We start from the raw sequence: 20,024 nt of genomic DNA, 5'->3' as shown, positions 1-20,024 counted from the left end.
AGCATGACATCGTTTTTCAAGGGTGCGGTCTCCGCACTGGCACTTTCCTGTGGATTTGCGGCGATGGCCGCGCCGGCGCATGCTTATACGCTGATGGACATGATCCGCGGCCACCGCGAGCGGACTCCGATCATCAACCCTGCCAATCCAGGCGCGTTCGGCGAGATGCCGGCAATGCCGCTACCGAAGGTCAGCGGTCCCCGCTACTATACCTATAAGCCGGACGCGATGCGCTTCGTCAATATTACCAGCTTTGCCGAGCCGACGGTGACGGGCGCGATTGCGTCGGCGTCCGGTGAGGCGGCCATCGCGCCGGTGGTCGTCGAGCGCCGGTTCCTCGCCGAAGCCAAGGTTCGCGCCGACGTAAATGTCGCAAAGGCTCTCGAAACCTATTACGGCAGTCCCAAGAACCCCTTTGTCTGGCTGACCGGCGCAGAGATCAACGATCGTGCCAAGGCGGCGATGAGTTTTCTTTCCGGTGTAGGTTCTGTCGGCCTCGATCCGGCCGACTATACTGTCGAAGTGCCGGCCGTCGACCCGGTCAATCCGGATCCGGCTGCCCGCGACCGCGCGCTTACGCAGTTCGAGCTGCAGCTTTCCTCGAAGGTCCTCGCCTATGTCCAGGATACGGTTCGTGGACGCATCGATCCGAACAAGATTTCGGGATACCACGATTTCAGGCGCAAGCAGGTCAACCTCGCTCCGGTTCTCAAGCTTGCACGTATGAGCCCGGATATCGGCGCCTATCTTACCAGCCGCACGCCGGACGGACCGCAATTTGCAGCACTCAAGGAAGAACTCGCCAAGCTCAAGGCCGAGACGGCTGGCGACGAGCCGATCACGATATCGCTCGATCGGCTGCTGCGCCCGGGCGACAGCTCGCCGGAGGTCGCCAATATAGTCAAGGCCATTGGCAGGCACGGCTCGGAAGCGCTTAAGGCGCAGCATGCGGCAACGCTGGATGCCTATAGCGGTGGCTTCGTCTACTCGCCCGAGCTGGTTTCACTGGTCGAGGGTTTCCAGAAGGAGCACAATCTGAAGCCGGACGGCGTAATCGGCCAGGCGACCGTGCGTATCATGACCGGTGGCGACAGCAATGCTTCGAAGATCGAGAAGCTTACCGTCGCGATGGAGCAGGCACGCTGGCTGCCGGAAGACCTCGGTTCGCGCTACGTGTTCATCAACCAGCCAGCCTTTATGGTCTACTACCACAACGACAACAAGGAACAGTTGTCGATGCGCGTCGTGGTCGGTCAGAAGTCCAACCAGACCTATTTCTTCCAGGACGAGATCGAAACCGTCGAGTTCAATCCGTTCTGGGGCGTTCCGCAGTCGATCATCATCAACGAGATGCTACCGAAACTGCGCGCCGATCCGAATTATCTCGACCGCCTCGGGTATGAAGTGGCGATCAATGGCCATGCGGTTCCGTCCTCCAGCGTCGATTGGTACGGCTCGACCTCCAATGTTTCCGTGCGCCAACCCCCGAGCGGCGACAATGCGCTGGGCGAGTTGAAGATACTGTTCCCGAACAGCCATGCGATCTACATGCACGACACGCCGTCGAAGAGCTTCTTCAAGCGCGACATGCGTGCACTGAGCCATGGCTGCGTGCGCCTTGCCGATCCGCGCGCGATGGCGGCGGCTGTGCTCAACACGAGCGTCGCCGATGTGGCAAGGCAGATCGCCGCCGGTCAGAACAAGGCGGTCTCGGTCCCGCAGAGAGTGCCGGTCTACGTGTCCTACTTCACTGCATGGCCGAACAAGGACGGCGTCGTGGAATATTTCGACGATGTCTATGGGCGCGATGCCTATGTCGAGAAGGCGTTCGAGGCGACGACGAAGGCGCGGGACGCTCAGATCTGAGTGTTTCCGATCCGGAATGTAGGCGGCGGTCTTCGGGGTCGCCGCCGTTCGGCAAATATCGAGTCGCATTCCAAATGAGTTTGCCGCGCGCTTGATCGCGAATTTCAGCGAGAAGCAACCACCGCGTTCGACCGCGCAAAATCGCCGATGACGGTTTCGACGAGTTCAGGCGTCAGTTCGTCATAATGCAGGATGATCCGGTCCGGACGCAGCGTTTCGACCGGCACGTCGGAATAGCCGAAGGGGACGGCGATCGATGGGACGTTGGCGTTTCTGGCGACGGCGATGTCGTTGAGGCTGTCGCCGATCATGATGGTGCGTGCCAGTGTGCCGCCGGCGCGTTCGATCGTGCCGGTCAGGTGTTGCGCATCTGGTTTGCGGACCGAAAAGGTGTCGCCGCCGGTGATGGCGTCGAAATAACCGGTGAGGTGGAGTTTTCGCAGAAGCGTCAGCGTCAGCGATTCCAGCTTGTTGGTGCAGACGGCGAGCTTGTACCCCTTGATTTTTAGGGTATCCATGGCGGCCATCAAGCCGGGATATGGCTGTGTATGGCCGGGCATCGCATCGGTGTAATGGGTGATGAAGCGTTCCAGCAGCGGCGGCAGCTCGGTCTCCGAAAGCGGGTGGCCGCGCAGCGCGCAGGCGCGCTCGATCATCACCTTGGCGCCGTGGCCCACAAGATGGGTCAGATCGGCATAAGTTACTGGCGCGAGATCGAGCGCGGCGATCGTGAAATTCAGGCTCTCGACGAGATCGGCATGTGTATCGAGCAGCGTGCCGTCGAGATCGAATACGACAAGAGCAGGGGTCAAGGAAATCGCCTCTTCATGAAATCCGGTATTCCCGCAGTAGGTGATGGGCATTGAAAAAGCAACGCCAAGACTATGGGCCGTAACGCCGCAGCGATGCTTTTGCATTTCGGTTTTCCGTTATTATTTTGGCTTTCGTTTGCCATACGAGCCGTGTAAACAGCACATCCAACGAAACAACCGGAGTAGGCGGCGCATGGACGCCCGCGAAATGAAGATCAAGGCCGCCGAGGCGGCTCTTACCCACGTCGAAAATGGAATGCGGCTCGGAATCGGGACGGGCAGTACGGCAGAGGAGTTCGTTCGCCTGCTAGCGGAGAAGGTTGCCGGTGGCTTCAGGGTCGAGGGCGTTCCGACGTCGGAGCGCACGGCGCGGCTTTGCGTCGAGCTCGGCGTGCCGCTGAAGTCTCTCGACGAACTCCCGGAACTCGACCTGACCGTCGACGGCGCCGACGAAATCGATGCCAGCCTGCGCCTGGTCAAGGGCGGCGGCGGGGCGTTGCTGCGCGAAAAGATTGTCGCGGCGGCTTCGGACCGCGTGATCGTGATTGCCGACGAGACCAAGCTGGTCGAGACGCTCGGCAGGTTTCCGCTGCCGATCGAAGTCAATCCCTTCGGTCTGGTTTCCACACGCATCGCGATCGAAAGGAAGGCTGCCAGGCTCGGCCTGACCGGCAGCCTGACACTTCGCCAATCCGGTGACGGAGAATTTACCACGGACGGCGGCCACTACATCATCGACGCATCTTTTGGCCGCATTCCTGATGCAGACGCGCTTTCGAGCGAGCTGAATTCGATACCCGGGGTCGTTGAGCACGGGCTTTTTCTCAATATGGCGTCACTTGCGATCATCGCGGGTCCAGCGGGTGCGCGCACGCTGCAGGCGAACAGATAACAGGAGCATAGAAACTCATGAAGAAATTTGCAGGTCTTGGCCGTTTTGCCGCCGCGACGGTTATTCTGTCCGGCATCGCTTTCGGCTCAGCTGCGCAGGCGCAGGAAATTTCCGACGAGCAGTTGAAGGCCGCGCGTGCAGCCGTTGCCGCCATCGGCGCAACGGCGCAGTTCGACAATATCCTGCCCGGCCTCGCCGAACGCCTGAAGGCCGGCCTCATTCAGGATTCGCCGAACTACGAAGACGTAATCAGCGCCACGGTCGACGCGCAGGCTCTGGCGCTCGCACCGCGCCGCTCCGATCTCGAGAAGGAAGCCGCAACGAACTATGCGAAGGCATTCACGGTTGAAGAGCTGAAGGCCATCGCAGACTTCTACAACTCGCCGGTCGGCAAGAAGCTTCTGAAGGACGGTCCCATCGCTTCGCGCGAGACGAACAGGGCAGCCGATATCTGGGCGCAGGGCATTGCCCGCGATCTCCAGAAGAATGCCAATACGGAACTCAGCAAGATCATCAAGGTAGAGCCTGTGCCGGAGACTCCGCCAGCTGGCGACAAGCCGGCAGCTGCGCCTGCTCCGGCTGCAAAGCCCTAACTCGGCTGATGTGATCGCAAGAGCCCGGCATCGTCCGGGCTTTTGTTTTTGCAGGCATGGATACTATATCCATCGAACCATTCCCGCCTATTCCTCACGGAGCACCCTTCCATGTCTTCCTATGATTACGACCTCTTCGTCATTGGCGGCGGTTCGGGGGGCGTGAGAAGCGCGCGTGTTGCCGCGTCGCTCGGCAAGAAGGTCGCGATCGCGGAGGAATACCGCTACGGCGGCACCTGCGTCATCCGCGGCTGCGTTCCCAAGAAGCTGTTCGTCTATGCATCGCAATATCGGGAGCATTTCGAGGATGCCGCCGGCTTCGGCTGGACGGTCGGGGAAAGCCATTTCGACTGGAAGAAGCTGATCGCTGCCAAGGACGCCGAAATCGCGCGGCTGGAGGGGCTCTACAAGAAGGGGCTTTCCGGCGCGAATGCGGAAATCCTCGAAACGCGCGCCGAGCTAGTCGATGCGCATACGATCCGGCTGGTGAAGACCGGCATGACCGTGACCGCCAAGACCATCGTCATTGCCACCGGTGGCCGGCCGAACCCGCATGCCGCCCTGCCAGGGCACGAGCTTTGCATTTCCTCCAATGAAGCATTCCATCTCGAAGATCTGCCGAAGGCGATCGTGATTGCGGGGGGCGGATATATTGCCGTGGAATTTGCCAATATCTTCCATGGACTGGGCGTCGAGACGACGCTCGTCTACCGCGGGGCGGAAATCCTCTCGCGCTTCGACCAGGATCTGCGCCGCGGCCTGCATGAAGCCATGGTTGCCAAGGGAATCCGCATCCTGTGCCGTGACACCTTGGAAATGGTGTCGAAGAGCGAACAAGGGCTTGCTGTCGAGACCTTGAATAATGGCACGCTGAATGCCGGCGCCGTGCTGCTTGCGCTTGGACGCGATCCGAATACCGAAGGCCTTGGGCTTGAGGCGGCAGGTGTGAAAACGAACGAGCGCGGCGCGATCGTCGTCGACGAATATTCGCGCACGAGCGCCGACAACATCTACGCGCTCGGCGATGTCACCGACAGGGTGCAACTCACGCCAGTCGCGATCCACGAGGCGATGTGCTTCATCGAGACGGAATACAAGAACAATCCGACGAAGCCGGATCACGAAACGATCGCGACAGCTGTCTTCTCCCAGCCCGAGATCGGCACGGTCGGCCTTTCGGAAGAGGAGGCGGCGAAACGCTACAGGGAGCTCGAGGTCTACCGGGCGCAGTTCCGGCCGCTCAAGGCGACGCTTTCTGGCCGGTCCGAAAAGATGCTGATGAAGCTGATCGTCGATACAGAAAGCCGCAAAGTCGTCGGCGCCCATATCCTCGGGCACGACGCTGGCGAGATGGCGCAGATTCTCGGGATTACGCTGAAGGCCGGATGCACCAAGGAGGATTTCGACCGAACGATGGCACTGCACCCCACGGCGGCGGAAGAGCTCGTGACGATGTATGTGCCGAGCTATCGAATTCGCCGTGGTGAGCGGGTTTGAGGTTCGCGTTGGGTGGTGCCGCGCATTACCCGGTGAGACGCGGCGTGCTGACGATCTTGTGGAAGAGGGTGTCCATAGCCTCGGTAATGCCTTGCGTCAGGGACACCTGGAAAAAGTAGCCGGGGCTCGCACATTCTTGCATCCGGGTGGCGATGATGCCGTCGAACGGTTTGACCCAGTCCTTCCAGAAGCCGTTATCCTCCAGGGGCAGATAGGTCGTATAAAGAACGGCTATCTTGATATTCTTATTCTTCAGATATTCGCAGAACTTCGTATCGATAGGTTCGATGCAGCGAGTGCTGTTGACTCGGCCTTTCGGGCTGGTGCAGCCGGTGGGCTTGGCGTGGTCACCCACGCCATCTGAGACGAAGAAGACGATCTTCTGGCGGTCCGCGCTGCTTGTGCCTTGGCCGGGAATTTCTTTGATCTCTTTTTCGATTTTGGTCAGCGCATCGTCGAAGCTGGTCTGCTGATCTTGGTTGTAGTTCTGAAAGGGGATGCTCATAAGCTTGATGTTTTTGGTCGCTTCGCCGACTGTCGACAGATTCTCGTCCAGTTCTGCGACCTTGAAAAGCTGCGCATCCTGAGCTGTCTTGCCAAAGGTGTAAGCGGCCATGCGGAACTGCCCCTTAACCGTCTGGGTTTGTTCTGCCGTTTCCATAAGTGCCTTTGTCGCCTGCGCAACCACATCGATCCGGATTGGAATGTTGTTGTTCAGTGCGACATTGTAGTAGCTGGTTTTGTCTTCGACACCTTTCTCGGAAACGATATGGCAGGCAAACGCGCACTTAGCGTCCTTGCCCTTAGCGTTGCCAAATCGGGTGGCATGTTTCATTCGCTCGATATCATCGGGCGTCGCGGCGACGCCCATCGAAGGAGTGTTATCGAGCAGCATGTAGAAGTCCATGTAGGACGGCGTCTGGTATTGCGCTGTCGCCGTGCCGCCGATCGTGACTGTCTCGCGGCCCAGAAGCTGCATGAAGGTGGTCGGCATCGCAGCACTGAAGGCCACGCGTGATGCGATGACGCTGCCGGTCTTCGTAACGTTGATCTCAAGGTTGATCGGTAATTTGCTCGTTTCGCCGGCCATCTGGCCCATGAACATCGTTTGTGCGTCTTCAGAGCCTACTGTGATGGTCCCATCACCCTGCATGGTCATGGCTTTTGCGACCGCCGGCGATTTCTCGGAAATGGCACCCACAGCCGCTGCGTCCGCGGCCGCATAGAGCTGGGTCCTGAGACTGAGTGCGTGGGCAAAATCGACTGCCATGCCCGCCGCGCCAAGGACCGGCACGGCAAGCAATGCTGTCATTATTCCAAAGTTTCCCGAACGATCGCCCACAAGGCGGCGCGCCAGCTTCTTCATATCATTCCCCCAGGATCGGGCCGATCATCGGCGAAGACGAAGCGCGCTCTTCATGGCGTGCAGTTTCAGATTCGTGTTTGACACAAATTGCTGAATTACCCCCAAAAATTTATAGTATATGTAACGTAAATCGGAGGGCGGGATTGAAGGCGCATCAGGGGCTTATCTTGTAAGCGTGGCAGCATTGGCTTCCGTTCAGAACGATGTCGAACGGCGCTAGGCAAGCGGATGCTAAAGGTTTATAAGCCGCCGTTATTGTGGACGACAGGCGCCGGGCAGCGATCCCGGCGAGACAAAGGTGACTAAAATGGCAGAGACTTGGACCCCGAGCAGTTGGAGGCAAAAGCCGATCCAGCAGGTCCCGGACTATCCCGACCAGGCCGCTTTGGCGGCAACGGAAGCCCAGCTCGCCACCTATCCGCCGCTCGTATTTGCGGGTGAAGCGCGCCGTCTCAAGAAACATCTCGCCAATGTCTCCGAAGGTAACGGTTTCCTGCTGCAGGGCGGGGACTGCGCCGAGAGCTTCGCCGAGCACGGTGCCGACACTATCCGCGACTTCTTCCGCGCCTTCCTGCAGATGGCCGTCGTGCTGACGTTCGGCGCACAGCTGCCTGTGGTCAAGGTCGGCCGCATTGCCGGCCAGTTCGCCAAGCCGCGCTCTTCGGGCATCGAAACGCAGAACGGCGTCTCGCTGCCGAGCTACCGCGGCGATATTGTCAACGGCATCGAATTCACCGAGGAAGCGCGTATTCCGAACCCGGAACGTCAGGCCATGGCTTACCGCCAGTCGGCCGCGACGCTGAACCTCTTGCGCGCCTTCGCGATGGGCGGCTATGCCAACCTCGAGAACGTCCACCAGTGGATGCTCGGCTTCGTCAAGGACAGCCCGCAGGGCGAGCGCTACCGCAAGCTTGCCGACCGCATCAGCGAAACCATGGACTTCATGAAGGCGATCGGCATCACGTCCGAGAACCACCCGAGCCTGCGCGAGACGGATTTCTTCACCAGCCACGAGGCGCTGCTGCTCGGCTACGAAGAAGCGCTGACGCGCGTCGATTCCACCTCCGGCGACTGGTACGCGACTTCCGGCCACATGATCTGGATTGGCGATCGCACGCGCCAGGCCGACCATGCGCATGTCGAATACTGCCGAGGCATCAAGAATCCAATCGGGCTTAAATGCGGCCCGTCGCTGCAGGCGGACGACCTCTTGAACCTGATCGACATCCTGAACCCGGCAAACGAAGCCGGCCGCCTGACGCTGATCTGCCGTTTCGGCCACGAAAAGGTTGCCGACCACCTTCCGCGCCTCATCCGTTCGGTCGAGCGCGAAGGCCGCAAGGTCGTCTGGTCCTGCGACCCGATGCACGGCAATACGATCACGCTCAACAATTACAAGACGCGTCCGTTCGAGCGCATCCTGTCGGAAGTCGAAAGCTTCTTCCAGATCCACCGCGCAGAAGGCACGCATCCGGGCGGCATTCATATCGAGATGACCGGCAAGGACGTGACGGAATGCACGGGTGGCGCCCGCGCCGTTTCTGCGGACGATCTGCAGGACCGCTACCACACGCATTGCGACCCGCGCCTCAATGCCGACCAGGCGCTCGAACTGGCCTTCCTGCTCGCCGAGCGCATGAAGGGCGGCCGCGACGAGAAGCGGATGGCCGTCAACGGCTGATCTGCACGAATGAACGAAATCGAGAGCCCGGCTCAGCGCCGGGCCTTATACATTGCAAGGCGGGACAGTGCTATGACGGTCTGGCCGCGTTTGTCATTGTGGTGATTGAAAACCGCAATGGCGGTGCCCAAAGCGGCTTGTCTTTCCGGACCCGAACTTTCGTTCGTAAGTAAAGAATCTTTTGCTACTTGAAGGCTAGGTCGAACCGTTGAGAGGGTTTCACGCTCGCGCATAAGAGGGATAAGCCCTTCAAGACCTATACCTATCCGGTTTGTCGGCATCGACATATCAAAAACATCCTTTGACGTCTGCCTTTTGCCAGAGGAGCAGTCGGCGAGTTTTGCCAACACCGCTGCCGGGATCTTGCCCCTTTTGAGGGGGCGAGCGGCTCGTCCTGGAGCCGACCGGCGGCTATGAGGCCCGATGCACTGCTGGCGACGCAGTTGCCGGTGGCACGGGTGAACGCCAAACAGATCAGGCAGTTCGCAAAAGACTTCGGTCAGCTCTTTAGGACCGACCACCGACCTGGTCACGCACTAGAAAAAACAGCAAACCCGCGAAGGTCGCCATGGGCGCCGTCAAGGGCAAAATCGTCATCACGCTCAACGCAAGAATGCGAGATCTCATCAGGCAAGTCCCTGACCTCTAACACCGTTTATTCTCTCTTGAACATGCACCGATTGCTGGTCAGGGCTTTTAGGAAGTCCGGCATCAAAATTCTTGACGCTGTGCTTCAAGGAATTGGATTTGACGCAGCTCCAGGCAAGCGGCCAATTTCGCATTCCATCGAAAACGGAGCTGCGAATGACAAAGGAATATACGGGTGGCTGTGCCTGCGGGGCGGTGAGGTTTTTAAGCCGGCGCAAGCCCGGACCAGTTGTCGCATGTCATTGCTCACAGTGCCGACGGCAGACTGGGCTCTACTACGCGTCTTGCGACGTCTCCCTAGATAGCCTGACGATCGAGGGCAATAGCTCGATCCGCTGGTACCGGTCGAGCGAGACGGCTGAGCGCGGCTTCTGCGAAAACTGCGGTTCGGCGCTCTTTTGGCAGCGGAAGGGATCGCCAGAAGTTTCCGTGATGGCCGGTGCCTTCGACCTGCCGAGCGGGCTTTCCTTCGGCTATCATATCTACTGTGCCGACAAGGGCGACTTCTATGAGATTGACGAAGGCGCGCTGAAATACGCAAAAGGTGTTTAAGCCCCTTTTCCGGCCAGCAAAGTGTTCAGGCGCCCGACCTCTTCACGCAGCGCGGCGAGTTCAGTCACGACGTGCATGTCGATTTTCTGGTGCAGTGACATGACCTCGAGCTCGGCCTTGAGATTTACTTCATAATCCTTGGCTGCTTCGAAGCGGTCGCGCTCGGCCTGCCGGTTCTGCGACATCATGATGATCGGCGCCTGGAGAGCGGCCAGCATGGAGAGGATCAGGTTCAGGAAGACGAAGGGATAAGGGTCGAAGGCGCGCGTTGCAAGGACAATGGTGTTTATTACCGCCCAGATCGCCAGGAAAGCGAGGAAGGCGATAATGAAGGACCAGGAGCCGCCCACCCTTGCGATACCGTCAGCGACGCGCGCTCCGAAGGTCGCCTCGGCGGAAAAGGCTTCATTGACGTCGGTCGAGATGATCTTGCGTTCGTGCGTCCTCCTGAGGACGCGCTTTTCGATGTCGCCGAGTTGCTCAGTCGGCCTGTCGAAATGCAGGTGAACGAAGTTCGAGATATTATTCATGACTGGCTCCGATATCTGGCACCCGCGCGGAAGATCTGCTTAGTCAGCGAATGTGCGCTCAGCTTGCGCCTTGCCACTATCCGACTCCTCCAGGAATTGACAACATCAAGGCCAAATTTGCCGAAGCCGGTGATGTTGAAATCGACGTCAGCGGCTGGGTGACGGGCTTCGTCTTCCGGGAGTGGCCATGCGTGCGGCGCGAATCCGCAGCCGCTGTTTCAGCGTCTCGTCGAGATTGGGATCGTCATGCGATCTTCGAGTTACATGTGCAACGGAGCCGCCGACTGCACTCAATGGCTCAGGTGGCCCTCGGCGAGCAGGTCGTGCTTTGGGAAAAAGCGCTCCAGCGTCCGCGCTTTGCCGAACATGATGTCGTGCTGCAGGTAGCCGTAATCACGCACAAGGGGGTCGAGTTTTTTCCGGTCGCGCAACCAGTCCGGCGTCACATTCTTGTTGCGCGCCGCCAGTTGGTAACGGTCGATGATGTCGTATTTCTTCTGCACGCGGCCGAGGAAGCCGGTGTAGAAGGGATGCTCGAAACCGGCGAACTTGAGGAGGTTGTAGGAGATCAGCGACGGGCTGATCGTGCCGACGTTCTGCTTCACCCCTTTCTTGTTCGACCAGATGACCAGCGGCGTTTCATGCTCGCGCTTCATTACGTCGAGCGGCGCCCTGCGGGTGGCCACCTGGTCCGCCATGTAGCCGGCGCTCATATAGACGTTGCCGAGCGGCGGCAGGTGATCGCCCCAGAGCACGATGATCGTTTCGCGCTCGCGCTTCGAGGCCCAATTCATCAGCATCTTGAGACTGTCGTCAGCTTCCTTCACGCCCTGCGCATAGGTCGCAAGCGTCGCACGATCGGCCTCTGGAATGTTGCCGCGGATGCCAATCGTGTTGCGTGCATAGCGATACGGCTCGTAGGGACCATGTCCCTGCAAGGTGACGGCGAAGAAGAAGAATGGCTTATCGAGGCCGTCGCCCTCGCGCATGATCTCCTTCGTCAGGGAATCGTCGGAGGCGAAGATGCCGCGCTTTTCCATCGGCGGCATCGTTTCTTCGGTCCGGAACTCCTCGAAACCGAAATCCTTGTAGACCTGGTTGCGGTTCCAGAACCAGCCACTGAAGGGGTGCAAGGCGCGGGCGATATAGCCTTCGCCGCGGAAGAAGGTGGCAAGCGAGGGCACGTCGCTGCGGACATATTGCTGGTAAGGAATGCTGCCGTAAGGCAGGAAGGCGTTCGAAAATCCGGTCAGTGCCTCAAATTCGACATTGGCGGTCATGCCGCCGAATTCCGGCGAGAAGACGTATCCGGACTGCGCGGCGCGGACGTTCGGCATCGGGTCGGCGCTGAACGAGAGATTTTTCAACCTCGTCGGATCCCAAAAGGACTCGCTCATCAGCATAATGATGTCCGGCTTTTCTTTCGGGCCCGTCAGATAGCCGTAGTTGCGCGAGGGAATCGCGTCGAGTGCATCGGCGTTGAGACCGGCGGGCGCTGCGACGTCGGCCATCGGGATGTTGAAGAGGAAGGCCAGTATGAAACCGTTGCTGCGGTAGTTTTCCTTCTGGTCCCACATCATCGGTACGACCTGCAGGCGGTCGCGAACGTAGGAATATTGCGAATAGTCCATGAGCGAGGCGAAGGCCGCTATCACCGGCAGCCCAAGGCAGAGGTGGCGCAGGCGTGCCTGGCGCGAGAGCTTGGGAAAGTTCTGCCATGCATAACGCCATGCGAAAACTATGCCTGAGGCGAAAAGCACGATGCCGACGAGAAGCGTTGCGGCGGTCAACGGCCTGTCTCGCACCATGACCGGCAGCAGCTCCATGATCTGACGAGTAAAGAGTATGTCTGACGGATAGAAGGGGTCGGAGAGAAAGTGCTGCTTCTGATTGGAGACAAAGGCAGGAACCAGAAAAAGCGGGATCAATACAAATGCCGACTGGTGGCGCCGGCCAAATACGGCATCGAGGGTCAACATCACGATCGCCAGCATGGCGACGGTCGTCATGCCGGGCCTGACCGTCGATGTCAGGAACTCGCCCACATCGGTCAAGGTGCCGCGCGCAATCCATTCGACAGCGACGACGCTGAGGAAAGCGAGGGAAAACGAAAACAGGATGCCGATTGCCGCGCGCGCTGCCGGAGACTTTAAACTCGACCCGAAACCGGCGGAAAGCAGTGCTGCTTTGCTCGAGGGTAGAGACTTCATTATCAACGCAATCAACGGTATGCTCCGATGTCATAAAATTTTCACCGAAGTGTCACATGTCCGTCATGAACGCTAGATGAACCTTGCGGGGCGCCGGCTTTTCCCAAGGGTTTGAGTTTTTCGCCCGCCATACCCGGCGTCTTTTCATGGAACGGGCAATTGAAGAGGCGGGCGACCCGCGCTAAATGGATGACATGACACAGGAAAACGCTCCTTTGAATACGCTCCGGATTGCCGTTGCCCAGTTGAACCCGACAGTCGGCGATGTCGCCGGAAACCTCGCCAAAGCTCGTGAGGCACGCACCGATGCGGCCCGCCAGGGCGCGGATCTGCTGCTTCTGACGGAGCTTTTCATTTCCGGTTATCCGCCGGAAGACCTCGTGCTGAAACCGGCCTTCCTAAGGGCCTGCCTGAAGGCGGTCGAGGACCTCGCAGCCGATACCGCAGACGGCGGCCCCGGCGTCATCGTCGGCTTTCCGCGGCAGGGAAAGACCGGGCGGCACAACTCGGTTGCAGTTCTCGACGGCGGCCAGATCCTGGTGCTGCGTGACAAGATCGACCTCCCGAACTACGGCGAGTTCGACGAGAAGCGCGTCTTTTCCGAAGGGTCGATGCCGGGGCCGGTGAATTTCCGCGGTGTGCGGATCGGCGTGCCGATCTGCGAAGAGATCTGGAACGATCTCGACGTCTGCGAGACACTTGCCGAAAGTGGCGCCGAAATCCTGCTCGTGCCGAACGGTTCGCCCTATTATCGCGGCAAGGTCGACGTGCGCCATCAGGTGGCGCTCAAGCAGGTGATCGAAACCGGCCTACCGCTCGTCTTTGCCAATCAACTCGGCGGCCAGGACGAACTCGTCTTCGACGGTGGGAGTTTCGCCTTCAATGGCGACAGGACGCTGGCCTTTCAGATGAGCCAGTTCGAAACGGCGCTGGCGGTGACGACCTGGAAGCGCGGCGAACATGGTTGGCGCTGCAGCGAAGGCCCCATGTCTCGGATTCCCGAGCCCGACGAGGCCGACTATCGCGCCTGCCTGGTCGGTTTCCGTGATTATGTGAACAAGAATGGATTCAAGAATGTCGTCCTTGGTCTCTCCGGCGGTATCGACTCGGCGCTCTGCGCGGCGATCGCCGTCGATGCTCTGGGCGAGGAGCGCGTTCGAACGGTGATGCTGCCGTATCGCTACACGTCAACCGATTCGCTGAAGGATGCCGCCGATTGCGCCAAGGCGCTCGGCTGTCGTTACGACATCGTGCCGATCGAGGACCCGGTGAACGGCTTCACTTCGGCGCTCTCACGGCTGTTCGAAGGAACCGATAGCGGCATTACCGAGGAGAACCTGCAAAGCCGTGCGCGCGGCACGATCCTGATGGCAATCTCCAACAAGTTCGGCTCGATGGTTGTCACGACCGGCAACAAATCGGAAATGTCGGTTGGATATGCGACGCTCTACGGCGATATGAACGGCGGGTTCAATCCGATCAAGGACCTTTACAAGATGCAGGTCTATGCGCTGTCGCGCTGGCGCAACAGTCATGTGCCGCCGGACGCGCTGGGGCCGTCCGGCAAGGTGATCCCGCAGAACATCATCGACAAGGCGCCGTCCGCCGAACTTCGCCCGGACCAGACGGACCAGGATTCGCTGCCGCCTTATCCGGTTCTGGACGACATCCTCGAATGCCTCGTCGAGAAGGAGATGGCGGTCGAGGAGATCCTCGCGCGCGGGCATGATGTGGCGACCGTCCACCGCGTCGAGCATTTGCTCTATCTCGCCGAATACAAACGCCGCCAATCGGCTCCGGGCGTCAAGATAACCAAGAAGAACTTTGGGCGCGATCGCCGCTACCCGATTACCAACCGGTTCCGCGACCGGTAACCCAAGATCCGGGAGTATGCATGCGCAGTTCGGTCGAGATCTACAATATTCGCACCGGCGAAAGCCGGATTGTCGTCCAGACGGAAAAGCTGATCGAGGCGCCGAATTTTTCGCCCGATGGCGGCTATGTGCTGTTGAATGGCGACGGGTTGCTTTACCGGCTGCGGCCGGACGGTACCGGCGGCCTCCAACAGGTCGATACGGATTTTGCAACGCAGTGTAATAACGATCACGGCATTTCGCCGGACGGGACGCAAATCGTCATTTCCGACAAGACCGAATTCGGCAAGTCGGCGATCTATATTCTGCCGGCGGCTGGCGGGACGCCGCGGCTGATCACCGAAAATCTGCCCTCCTATTGGCACGGTTGGTCACCGAACGGCAGGGAGCTCGCCTATTGCGGCATTCGCGACGACCTCTTCGACATTTATACGATCTCCGTCGATGGTGGCCCCGAAAAACGGCTGACGCATGGCGAGGGTCGAAACGACGGGCCGGATTATTCGTCTGACGGGAGATGGATCTACTTCAACTCCAGCCGCACCGGTCTCATGCAGATCTGGCGCATCCATCCGGATGGAACCGGCCTGGAACAGGTGACATTCGACAATTATGGCAACTGGTTTGCGCATCCCTCGCCGAAGAACGACAAGGTGCTGATCCTTTCTTACGATCCGGAGGTCTTCGATCATCCGCGCGACCTCGATGTGCGGTTGCGGCTGATGGACATAGACGGCGGCAACCTGACCACGCTGTTCGAGCTCTTCGGCGGACAGGGAACGATCAATGTACCCTGCTGGTCACCTGATGGTGACGAATTTGCCTATGTGCGTTATTTCCCCGGGACTTGAACGAGCCGCCGACTCGGACGATAGAGACTGCGTCAGGTGCCTGCATCCAGCAGGAGAATCGGGAATCCGGTGAAGGACCGGAACGTGCCCAACGCTGTGAGGCTGACGCTTTCTGCAACAATGGCCACTGGCATCTGCCGGGAAGGCCGCGGCAAGCGGGTGACGCCAAGTCAGAAGACCGGCCTGACAAGATAGACCGAACCGCGTGGACGGCGGCGAAGTTTTGACGCTTCCCGCGCCTGTGCGCGGGTGCTGAAGCATTGTTGGGGATTTGACGATGCAACTTGAACCTTTTGCCCGCTCCCTGGTGCCGGCCGGCCATTTTTCCGACGATGACCGGGCCGCCGTCTATAGAGCCATCGAAACGCGCCGCGACGTGCGCGATCAGTTTCTGCCCGATCCCCTGCCTGACGATCTGGTGTCGCGGCTGCTGGGGGCGGCGCATGCCGCGCCCTCGGTCGGTTTCATGCAGCCCTGGAATTTCATCGTGATCCGCGATCCGAAGGTGCGCCAGGCCGCCTGGCAGGCGTTTTCGCGCGCCAACAGGGAAGCGGCCGACATGTTTGAAGAGGAGCGGCGGGATATGTACACAAGCCTGAAGCTCGAAGGCATCCGGAAGGCGCCGCTCAGCATTTGCGTCACCTGCGATCCCGACAGGGCAGGGCCGGTAGTCATCGGCCGCACCCACAATCGGCGTACGGATGTCTATTCGACAGTCTGCGCCGTGCAGAACCTGTGGCTTGCTGCCCGGGCCGAAGGCATCGGGGTCGGCTGGGTTAGCATCTTCCACGATGCGGATATTCGGGAATTGCTCGGCATTCCAGAGCGGATCGAAATCGTCGCCTGGCTTTGTGTGGGTTATGTCGATCAGCTTTACACAGCGCCGGAACTTGCCGTGAAAGGCTGGCGCCAGCGCCTGCCGCTGAAAGACCTGGTGTTCTGCGACCGATGGGGAAGCCATTAACGACGCGTCAGTTCTGCTGGGGCTGCGGTCCGGGCGTTGCGGGGTTCTTGAGATCGATCGCACCCTGATCGCCAGCGAGGAACTGCGGACCGACCTGGCGGACTTTACTGTTCGCCGGGTCATAGGGGCGGTCCGGCACCTGCGGCTGGCGGGCAGGCGTGGAGGCGGCGCCCGATGGCGGCTTCGTCTTGATACTGGTGATCGAGCCTTTCGTCGGCGGTTCGCTGATCGATTGATTCTTGCGCATGTTCTCGTAATAGGCGCTGAGATTGCACAAACAGGAGGACTTTTCGCCGGGCGCGCGGTTCTTGTAGGCAAAGGCATTCGGCATGGCGCTGTAGGGCGCACCGGTCGAGGCCGAGATCATGTTTGCGGCATCGGTATTCGAGATGTCTTGATAGAAAAGCTCCGTCTCGATACCCGGGCACATTCTCGAACACGTCGCTGCGTCGCGGTTGAAATCGATCGACGTTGCATTCGTTGTGATCGGGAAGAAGCCGCCGTCGCAGGTGCGCACGCACATGGTGCTGACATGCGACATGAGCTCGCCGTCCGGCACGCCGTATTGGATGTCGCCTTGTTCGCCTTCTCCAAGCGGAATGAAGGTATCGCTCCGCATCGCCTGTTCTTCTGGACTTGGCGCCGGTGCATAGGCCTGCGGGTCGGGCGCATAATCGAGCTCGTCGTTGCAGCCGTTGTCTTCGAGCGCCGCCATCAGCTCGCGGCGGACGCGATAATCGGCGCCGCCCTGATCGCGCAGTTCGTTACGCCGCTCCTGCAGGTATCGAATGTTGTCGACCATGCGCGCCTCGGACTGCTGGAGCTCGCTGCAAAAGTCCGCATTCTCGCCGCCGATCACGACCATGCTGTCCACCGAGCAGCCGTAGCCGCGCAGGTCGTTGCGGACCTTTCTAAGCTCGAGATTCTGCTCGGCGATAGCGCTCGCATATTGGCGGACTTCGGGGCCGTTGCCGATGACTTGGGGCAGATCGGCGATGCGGCCGCGCAGGTCGTCGCAGATCTCATTCGTCTGCGCGGCAGCAGGCGCGGCCAGGACAAGCAGGATCGCAAGGGTCAGGTTTCGGCGTTTCACGGCATCATCCGCAGCAAGGTCGGGCCAGAGCGCGGCGCGACACCTGCTTCCGTTAACAAGCTGGCGAGGCAATAGTAGCGCATTTTTGCAGTTGGCGACAACTTACGCCGGCTGAGAAGCCTCAACGACGGCAAGCGCCGCCATGTTGACAACGCCGCGCGAGGTGACCGAAGTCGACAGGATATGCGCAGGTTGTGCAGTTCCCAGCAAAATCGGGCCGACATGGAGCGCATCCATCATGGTACGGACGAGGCCGAGGGAGATGTTGGCGGCATCGAGGTTCGGGAAGAGCAATAGGTTGGCTTCGCCGGCAAGCGAACTATCCGGCATGGCGCGCTTGCGCAGCGCTTCCGACAGTGCAGAACCGGCTTGCATTTCACCATCGACCTCCAGATCCGGGGCGCGATCGCGCACGAGCTGCAGGGCATCGCGCATCTTGCGTGCGCTCTCGGAGTTTCGTGAGCCGAAGTTCGAATGGCAGATGAGCGCAGCCTTAGGAGTGATGCCGAAGCGGCGAACCTCCTGGGCAGCGAGAACGGCGATCTCGGCGATTTCCTCATGGGTCGGATTGTAGTTCACGAAAGTATCGGCGAAGAAGACCGGCCCTTTCTGGGTGATCAACAGGCTGAGGCCGGCGAAGGTGCAGGCACCCGGTCGTCTGCCGATGATTTGGCCGACGTCTTTCAAGTGGCGGTCGAAGCGACCTTCCACGCCGCAGATGAGGGCATCCGCCTCGCCGCGCTTCACCGACAAGGCGCCGATAACCGTGTTGTTGGTGCGCACGATCGTGCGGGCGGCTTCCGGATTGATGCCAGCACGGCCGACGAGCGCGAAGTAGTCGTCGACATAGTCGCGATAGCGCGGGTCATCTTCGGGGTTCACCACGGCGAAGTCGATGTTCGGGCGAATGCGGATGCCGAACCGCTTGAGGCGTGCCTCGATGACCGAGGGGCGGCCAATTAGAATCGGCTCGCCGGTCTTTTCTTCCAGCAGAACCTGGGCCGCGCGCAGGACGCGCTCGTCTTCTCCCTCCGCGAAGATGACGCGTTTCTTCTCGCAAAGCTTGGCGCTGGTAAAGATCGGCTTCATGACGAAGCCCGAACGCCAAACGAACCGGTTCAACTGATCGAGGTAGGCGTCGAAATCGGCAATCGGCCGCGACGCGACGCCCGTCTCGGCCGCGGCCTTGGCGACAGCCGGGGCGATGCGCAGGATGAGACGCGGATCGAAGGGCGAGGGAATAAGGTAATTCGGGCCGAAGACGGGCGTCTCGCCGGAATAGGCGCGAGCCGCGACGTCCGATACTTCCTCGCGGGCAAGTCCCGCGATGGCCTTAACGGCTGCCATCTTCATTTCTTCGTTGATGGCTGTGGCGCCGCAATCAAGCGCGCCGCGGAATATATAGGGGAAACAGAGGACGTTGTTCACCTGGTTCGGGAAATCCGAGCGGCCGGTGCAGATCATCGCATCCGGGCGGGCGGCACGCGCAAGGTCAGGCATGATTTCGGGGGTCGGATTGGCGAGAGCCATGATGAGCGGCTTTTCCGCCATCTGTGACAGCAGGTCGGGCTTCAGGACACCGGCAGCCGAAAGGCCAAGGAAGACATCGGCGCCGCCGATATTGTCGGCAAGCGTACGCATCTTACTTTTCTGTGCATAGACAGCCTTCCATTCGTCCATCAGTTCAGTGCGGCCTTCATAGACGAGGCCTTCGATATCGTGGACCCAGATGTTTTTTCGCTTCGCGCCGAGCGTCACCAGGAGGTTGAGGCAGGCAAGTGCAGCGGCACCCGCGCCGGAGGCGACGATTTTCACATTCTCGATCTTCTTGCCGGCAAGCTCCAGTCCGTTAAGGATCGCTGCGGCGACGATGATGGCCGTGCCGTGCTGGTCGTCATGGAAAACCGGGATCTTCATCTTCCCGCGAAGCTGGCGTTCCACCTCGAAACACTCCGGCGCCTTGATGTCCTCGAGATTGATGCCGCCAAAGGTCGGCTCGAGCGAGGCGATGGTGGAGACCATCTGGTCGACGGTGGGCGCCTCGATTTCAACGTCGAAGACGTCGATGCCTGCAAATTTCTTGAACAGGACGGCCTTGCCTTCCATGACGGGCTTGGAGGCGAGCGGGCCGATATTGCCGAGGCCGAGAACCGCTGTGCCGTTGGAGATGACGGCGACGAGATTGGCGCGCGAGGTATAATCAGCCGCCGTCTCCGGATTGTCACGGATCGCAAGGCATGGTGCTGCGACGCCGGGCGAATAGGCGAGTGCCAGGTCGCGCTGGTTGCCGAGTGGCTTGATCGGCTGGATTTCAAGTTTGCCGGGACGGGGATAACGATGGAAGAAAAGCGCCTGTTCGTCGAGGTTTCCGCCGGTCTCGTCTTTCTCCGTCTTGGATTTTTCCTGATGATCCATTGCCGTCTCCGCTTGCGCACTCACATCTTTTGAAGACCTCTCCATACAACAATCGGCTGGCTGGGACAGTCAGAATTTCGCATCCGAGCGGAAAACTCGCGAGCGCTGCGAATGCGCCATTTCGCGCATCTGTCATCTTCCTGAAACACGAGTCTGATTTTGGAAGGCCAGATGAACGAT

At 59.9% G+C, this 20,024-nt stretch carries 15 protein-coding genes, 1 pseudogene and 1 riboswitch; of the genes and pseudogenes, 10 read left to right on the top strand and 6 right to left on the bottom strand.

Translation table 11 applies throughout. The annotated features are described in order from the left end of the window. The first annotated feature begins 3 nt into the window (after positions 1–3). On the top strand, positions 4–1,866 hold the full coding sequence (locus AM571_RS11105; protein WP_074061444.1) for a L,D-transpeptidase family protein: 1,863 nt from the start codon (positions 4–6) through the stop codon (positions 1,864–1,866). A 104-nt stretch (positions 1,867–1,970) separates the two neighbouring features. Here the strand turns inward: AM571_RS11105 and AM571_RS11100 are convergent, their stop codons facing one another. Further along, entirely contained in the window at positions 1,971–2,729 is a 759-nt protein-coding gene (locus AM571_RS11100; protein ID WP_074063186.1) for an HAD family hydrolase, read from the bottom strand. Between the two features lie 142 nt (positions 2,730–2,871). On the opposite strand from AM571_RS11100, the gene rpiA reads away from it, so the two are divergent. From rpiA to gor, 3 genes are all read left to right on the top strand, one after another. Beyond that, on the top strand, positions 2,872–3,570 hold the full coding sequence (gene rpiA / locus AM571_RS11095; protein WP_074061443.1) for a ribose-5-phosphate isomerase RpiA: 699 nt from the start codon (positions 2,872–2,874) through the stop codon (positions 3,568–3,570). 17 nt (positions 3,571–3,587) lie between these two features. Beyond that, on the top strand, positions 3,588–4,163 hold the full coding sequence (locus AM571_RS11090) for a DUF2059 domain-containing protein (protein ID WP_074061442.1): 576 nt from the start codon (positions 3,588–3,590) through the stop codon (positions 4,161–4,163). Positions 4,164–4,274: 111 nt separating this feature from the next. Next, complete coding sequence (gene gor / locus AM571_RS11085; protein WP_074061441.1) at positions 4,275–5,660, top strand: glutathione-disulfide reductase; 1,386 nt, start codon at positions 4,275–4,277, stop codon at positions 5,658–5,660. A 25-nt stretch (positions 5,661–5,685) separates the two neighbouring features. Here gor and AM571_RS11080 read toward each other — a convergent pair whose 3' ends face one another. Further along, a complete protein-coding gene (locus AM571_RS11080; protein ID WP_074061440.1) occupies positions 5,686–7,026 on the bottom strand; it encodes a TadE/TadG family type IV pilus assembly protein in 1,341 nt (446 codons plus the stop codon). A gap of 307 nt (positions 7,027–7,333) precedes the next feature. On the opposite strand from AM571_RS11080, the gene AM571_RS11075 reads away from it, so the two are divergent. The 3 genes and pseudogenes from AM571_RS11075 (at position 7,334) to AM571_RS11070 (ending at position 9,907) form a co-directional block, all read left to right on the top strand. Further along, the gene (locus tag AM571_RS11075; protein WP_074061439.1) at positions 7,334–8,707 is read left to right on the top strand and encodes a class II 3-deoxy-7-phosphoheptulonate synthase; all 1,374 of its coding nucleotides are present in this window, start codon (positions 7,334–7,336) and stop codon (positions 8,705–8,707) included. A gap of 258 nt (positions 8,708–8,965) precedes the next feature. Then, positions 8,966–9,225: pseudogene (locus AM571_RS38340) on the top strand (IS110 family transposase); the annotation flags it as partial. A 286-nt stretch (positions 9,226–9,511) separates the two neighbouring features. Continuing rightward, complete coding sequence (locus AM571_RS11070; protein WP_074063185.1) at positions 9,512–9,907, top strand: GFA family protein; 396 nt, start codon at positions 9,512–9,514, stop codon at positions 9,905–9,907. Here AM571_RS11070 and AM571_RS11065 read toward each other — a convergent pair. Then, positions 9,904–10,437 (bottom strand): DUF1003 domain-containing protein, encoded by a 534-nt coding sequence (locus AM571_RS11065; RefSeq protein ID WP_074061438.1) that lies wholly within the window; start codon positions 10,435–10,437, stop codon positions 9,904–9,906. The two genes, AM571_RS11070 and AM571_RS11065, sit on opposite strands and share 4 nt — an antisense overlap. Positions 10,438–10,727: 290 nt before the next feature. Beyond that, positions 10,728–12,647 carry an LTA synthase family protein gene (locus AM571_RS11060; protein WP_132550568.1) on the bottom strand — a complete coding sequence of 640 codons (1,920 nt, stop codon included), beginning with the start codon at positions 12,645–12,647 and terminating at the stop codon, positions 10,728–10,730. Between the two features lie 194 nt (positions 12,648–12,841). On the opposite strand from AM571_RS11060, the gene AM571_RS11055 reads away from it, so the two are divergent. From AM571_RS11055 to bluB, 3 genes are all read left to right on the top strand, one after another. Next, positions 12,842–14,521 carry an NAD+ synthase gene (locus tag AM571_RS11055; protein WP_074063184.1) on the top strand — a complete coding sequence of 560 codons (1,680 nt, stop codon included), beginning with the start codon at positions 12,842–12,844 and terminating at the stop codon, positions 14,519–14,521. A gap of 20 nt (positions 14,522–14,541) precedes the next feature. Continuing rightward, positions 14,542–15,372, top strand: a complete 831-nt coding sequence (locus tag AM571_RS11050) for a TolB family protein (RefSeq protein ID WP_074061436.1) — start codon at positions 14,542–14,544, stop codon at positions 15,370–15,372. 17 nt (positions 15,373–15,389) lie between these two features. Beyond that, positions 15,390–15,574, top strand: a riboswitch (cobalamin riboswitch). 75 nt (positions 15,575–15,649) lie between these two features. Next, positions 15,650–16,336, top strand: a complete 687-nt coding sequence (gene bluB, locus AM571_RS11045) for a 5,6-dimethylbenzimidazole synthase (RefSeq protein ID WP_074061435.1) — start codon at positions 15,650–15,652, stop codon at positions 16,334–16,336. Positions 16,337–16,343: 7 nt separating this feature from the next. On the opposite strand, the gene AM571_RS11040 is transcribed toward bluB, so the two are convergent. Next, a complete protein-coding gene (locus tag AM571_RS11040) occupies positions 16,344–17,429 on the bottom strand; it encodes a DUF2865 domain-containing protein (RefSeq protein ID WP_074063183.1) in 1,086 nt (361 codons plus the stop codon). 102 nt (positions 17,430–17,531) lie between these two features. After that, positions 17,532–19,844, bottom strand: a complete 2,313-nt coding sequence (locus AM571_RS11035) for an NADP-dependent malic enzyme (RefSeq protein ID WP_074061434.1) — start codon at positions 19,842–19,844, stop codon at positions 17,532–17,534. Positions 19,845–20,024: the final 180 nt, after the last annotated feature.

Source organism: Rhizobium etli 8C-3 (assembly GCF_001908375.1).
Taxonomy (GTDB): Bacteria; Pseudomonadota; Alphaproteobacteria; order Rhizobiales; family Rhizobiaceae; genus Rhizobium; species Rhizobium etli_B.
Note: the sequence above shows the minus strand (reverse complement) of the source record. Positions and strands in the feature narration are given on the sequence as shown.

Bases quoted from the DNA above. Each gene is read 5' to 3' on its own strand.
- AM571_RS11105 (WP_074061444.1), top strand. From the start codon at position 4: ATGACATCGTTTTTCAAGGGTGCGGTCTCCGCACTGGCACTTTCCTGT.
- AM571_RS11100 (WP_074063186.1), bottom strand. From the start codon at position 2,729: ATGCCCATCACCTACTGCGGGAATACCGGATTTCATGAAGAGGCGATT.
- rpiA (WP_074061443.1), top strand. From the start codon at position 2,872: ATGGACGCCCGCGAAATGAAGATCAAGGCCGCCGAGGCGGCTCTTACC.
- AM571_RS11090 (WP_074061442.1), top strand. From the start codon at position 3,588: ATGAAGAAATTTGCAGGTCTTGGCCGTTTTGCCGCCGCGACGGTTATT.
- gor (WP_074061441.1), top strand. From the start codon at position 4,275: ATGTCTTCCTATGATTACGACCTCTTCGTCATTGGCGGCGGTTCGGGG.
- AM571_RS11080 (WP_074061440.1), bottom strand. From the start codon at position 7,026: ATGAAGAAGCTGGCGCGCCGCCTTGTGGGCGATCGTTCGGGAAACTTT.
- AM571_RS11075 (WP_074061439.1), top strand. From the start codon at position 7,334: ATGGCAGAGACTTGGACCCCGAGCAGTTGGAGGCAAAAGCCGATCCAG.
- AM571_RS11070 (WP_074063185.1), top strand. From the start codon at position 9,512: ATGACAAAGGAATATACGGGTGGCTGTGCCTGCGGGGCGGTGAGGTTT.
- AM571_RS11065 (WP_074061438.1), bottom strand. From the start codon at position 10,437: ATGAATAATATCTCGAACTTCGTTCACCTGCATTTCGACAGGCCGACT.
- AM571_RS11060 (WP_132550568.1), bottom strand. From the start codon at position 12,647: ATGAAGTCTCTACCCTCGAGCAAAGCAGCACTGCTTTCCGCCGGTTTC.
- AM571_RS11055 (WP_074063184.1), top strand. From the start codon at position 12,842: ATGACACAGGAAAACGCTCCTTTGAATACGCTCCGGATTGCCGTTGCC.
- AM571_RS11050 (WP_074061436.1), top strand. From the start codon at position 14,542: ATGCGCAGTTCGGTCGAGATCTACAATATTCGCACCGGCGAAAGCCGG.
- bluB (WP_074061435.1), top strand. From the start codon at position 15,650: ATGCAACTTGAACCTTTTGCCCGCTCCCTGGTGCCGGCCGGCCATTTT.
- AM571_RS11035 (WP_074061434.1), bottom strand. From the start codon at position 19,844: ATGGATCATCAGGAAAAATCCAAGACGGAGAAAGACGAGACCGGCGGA.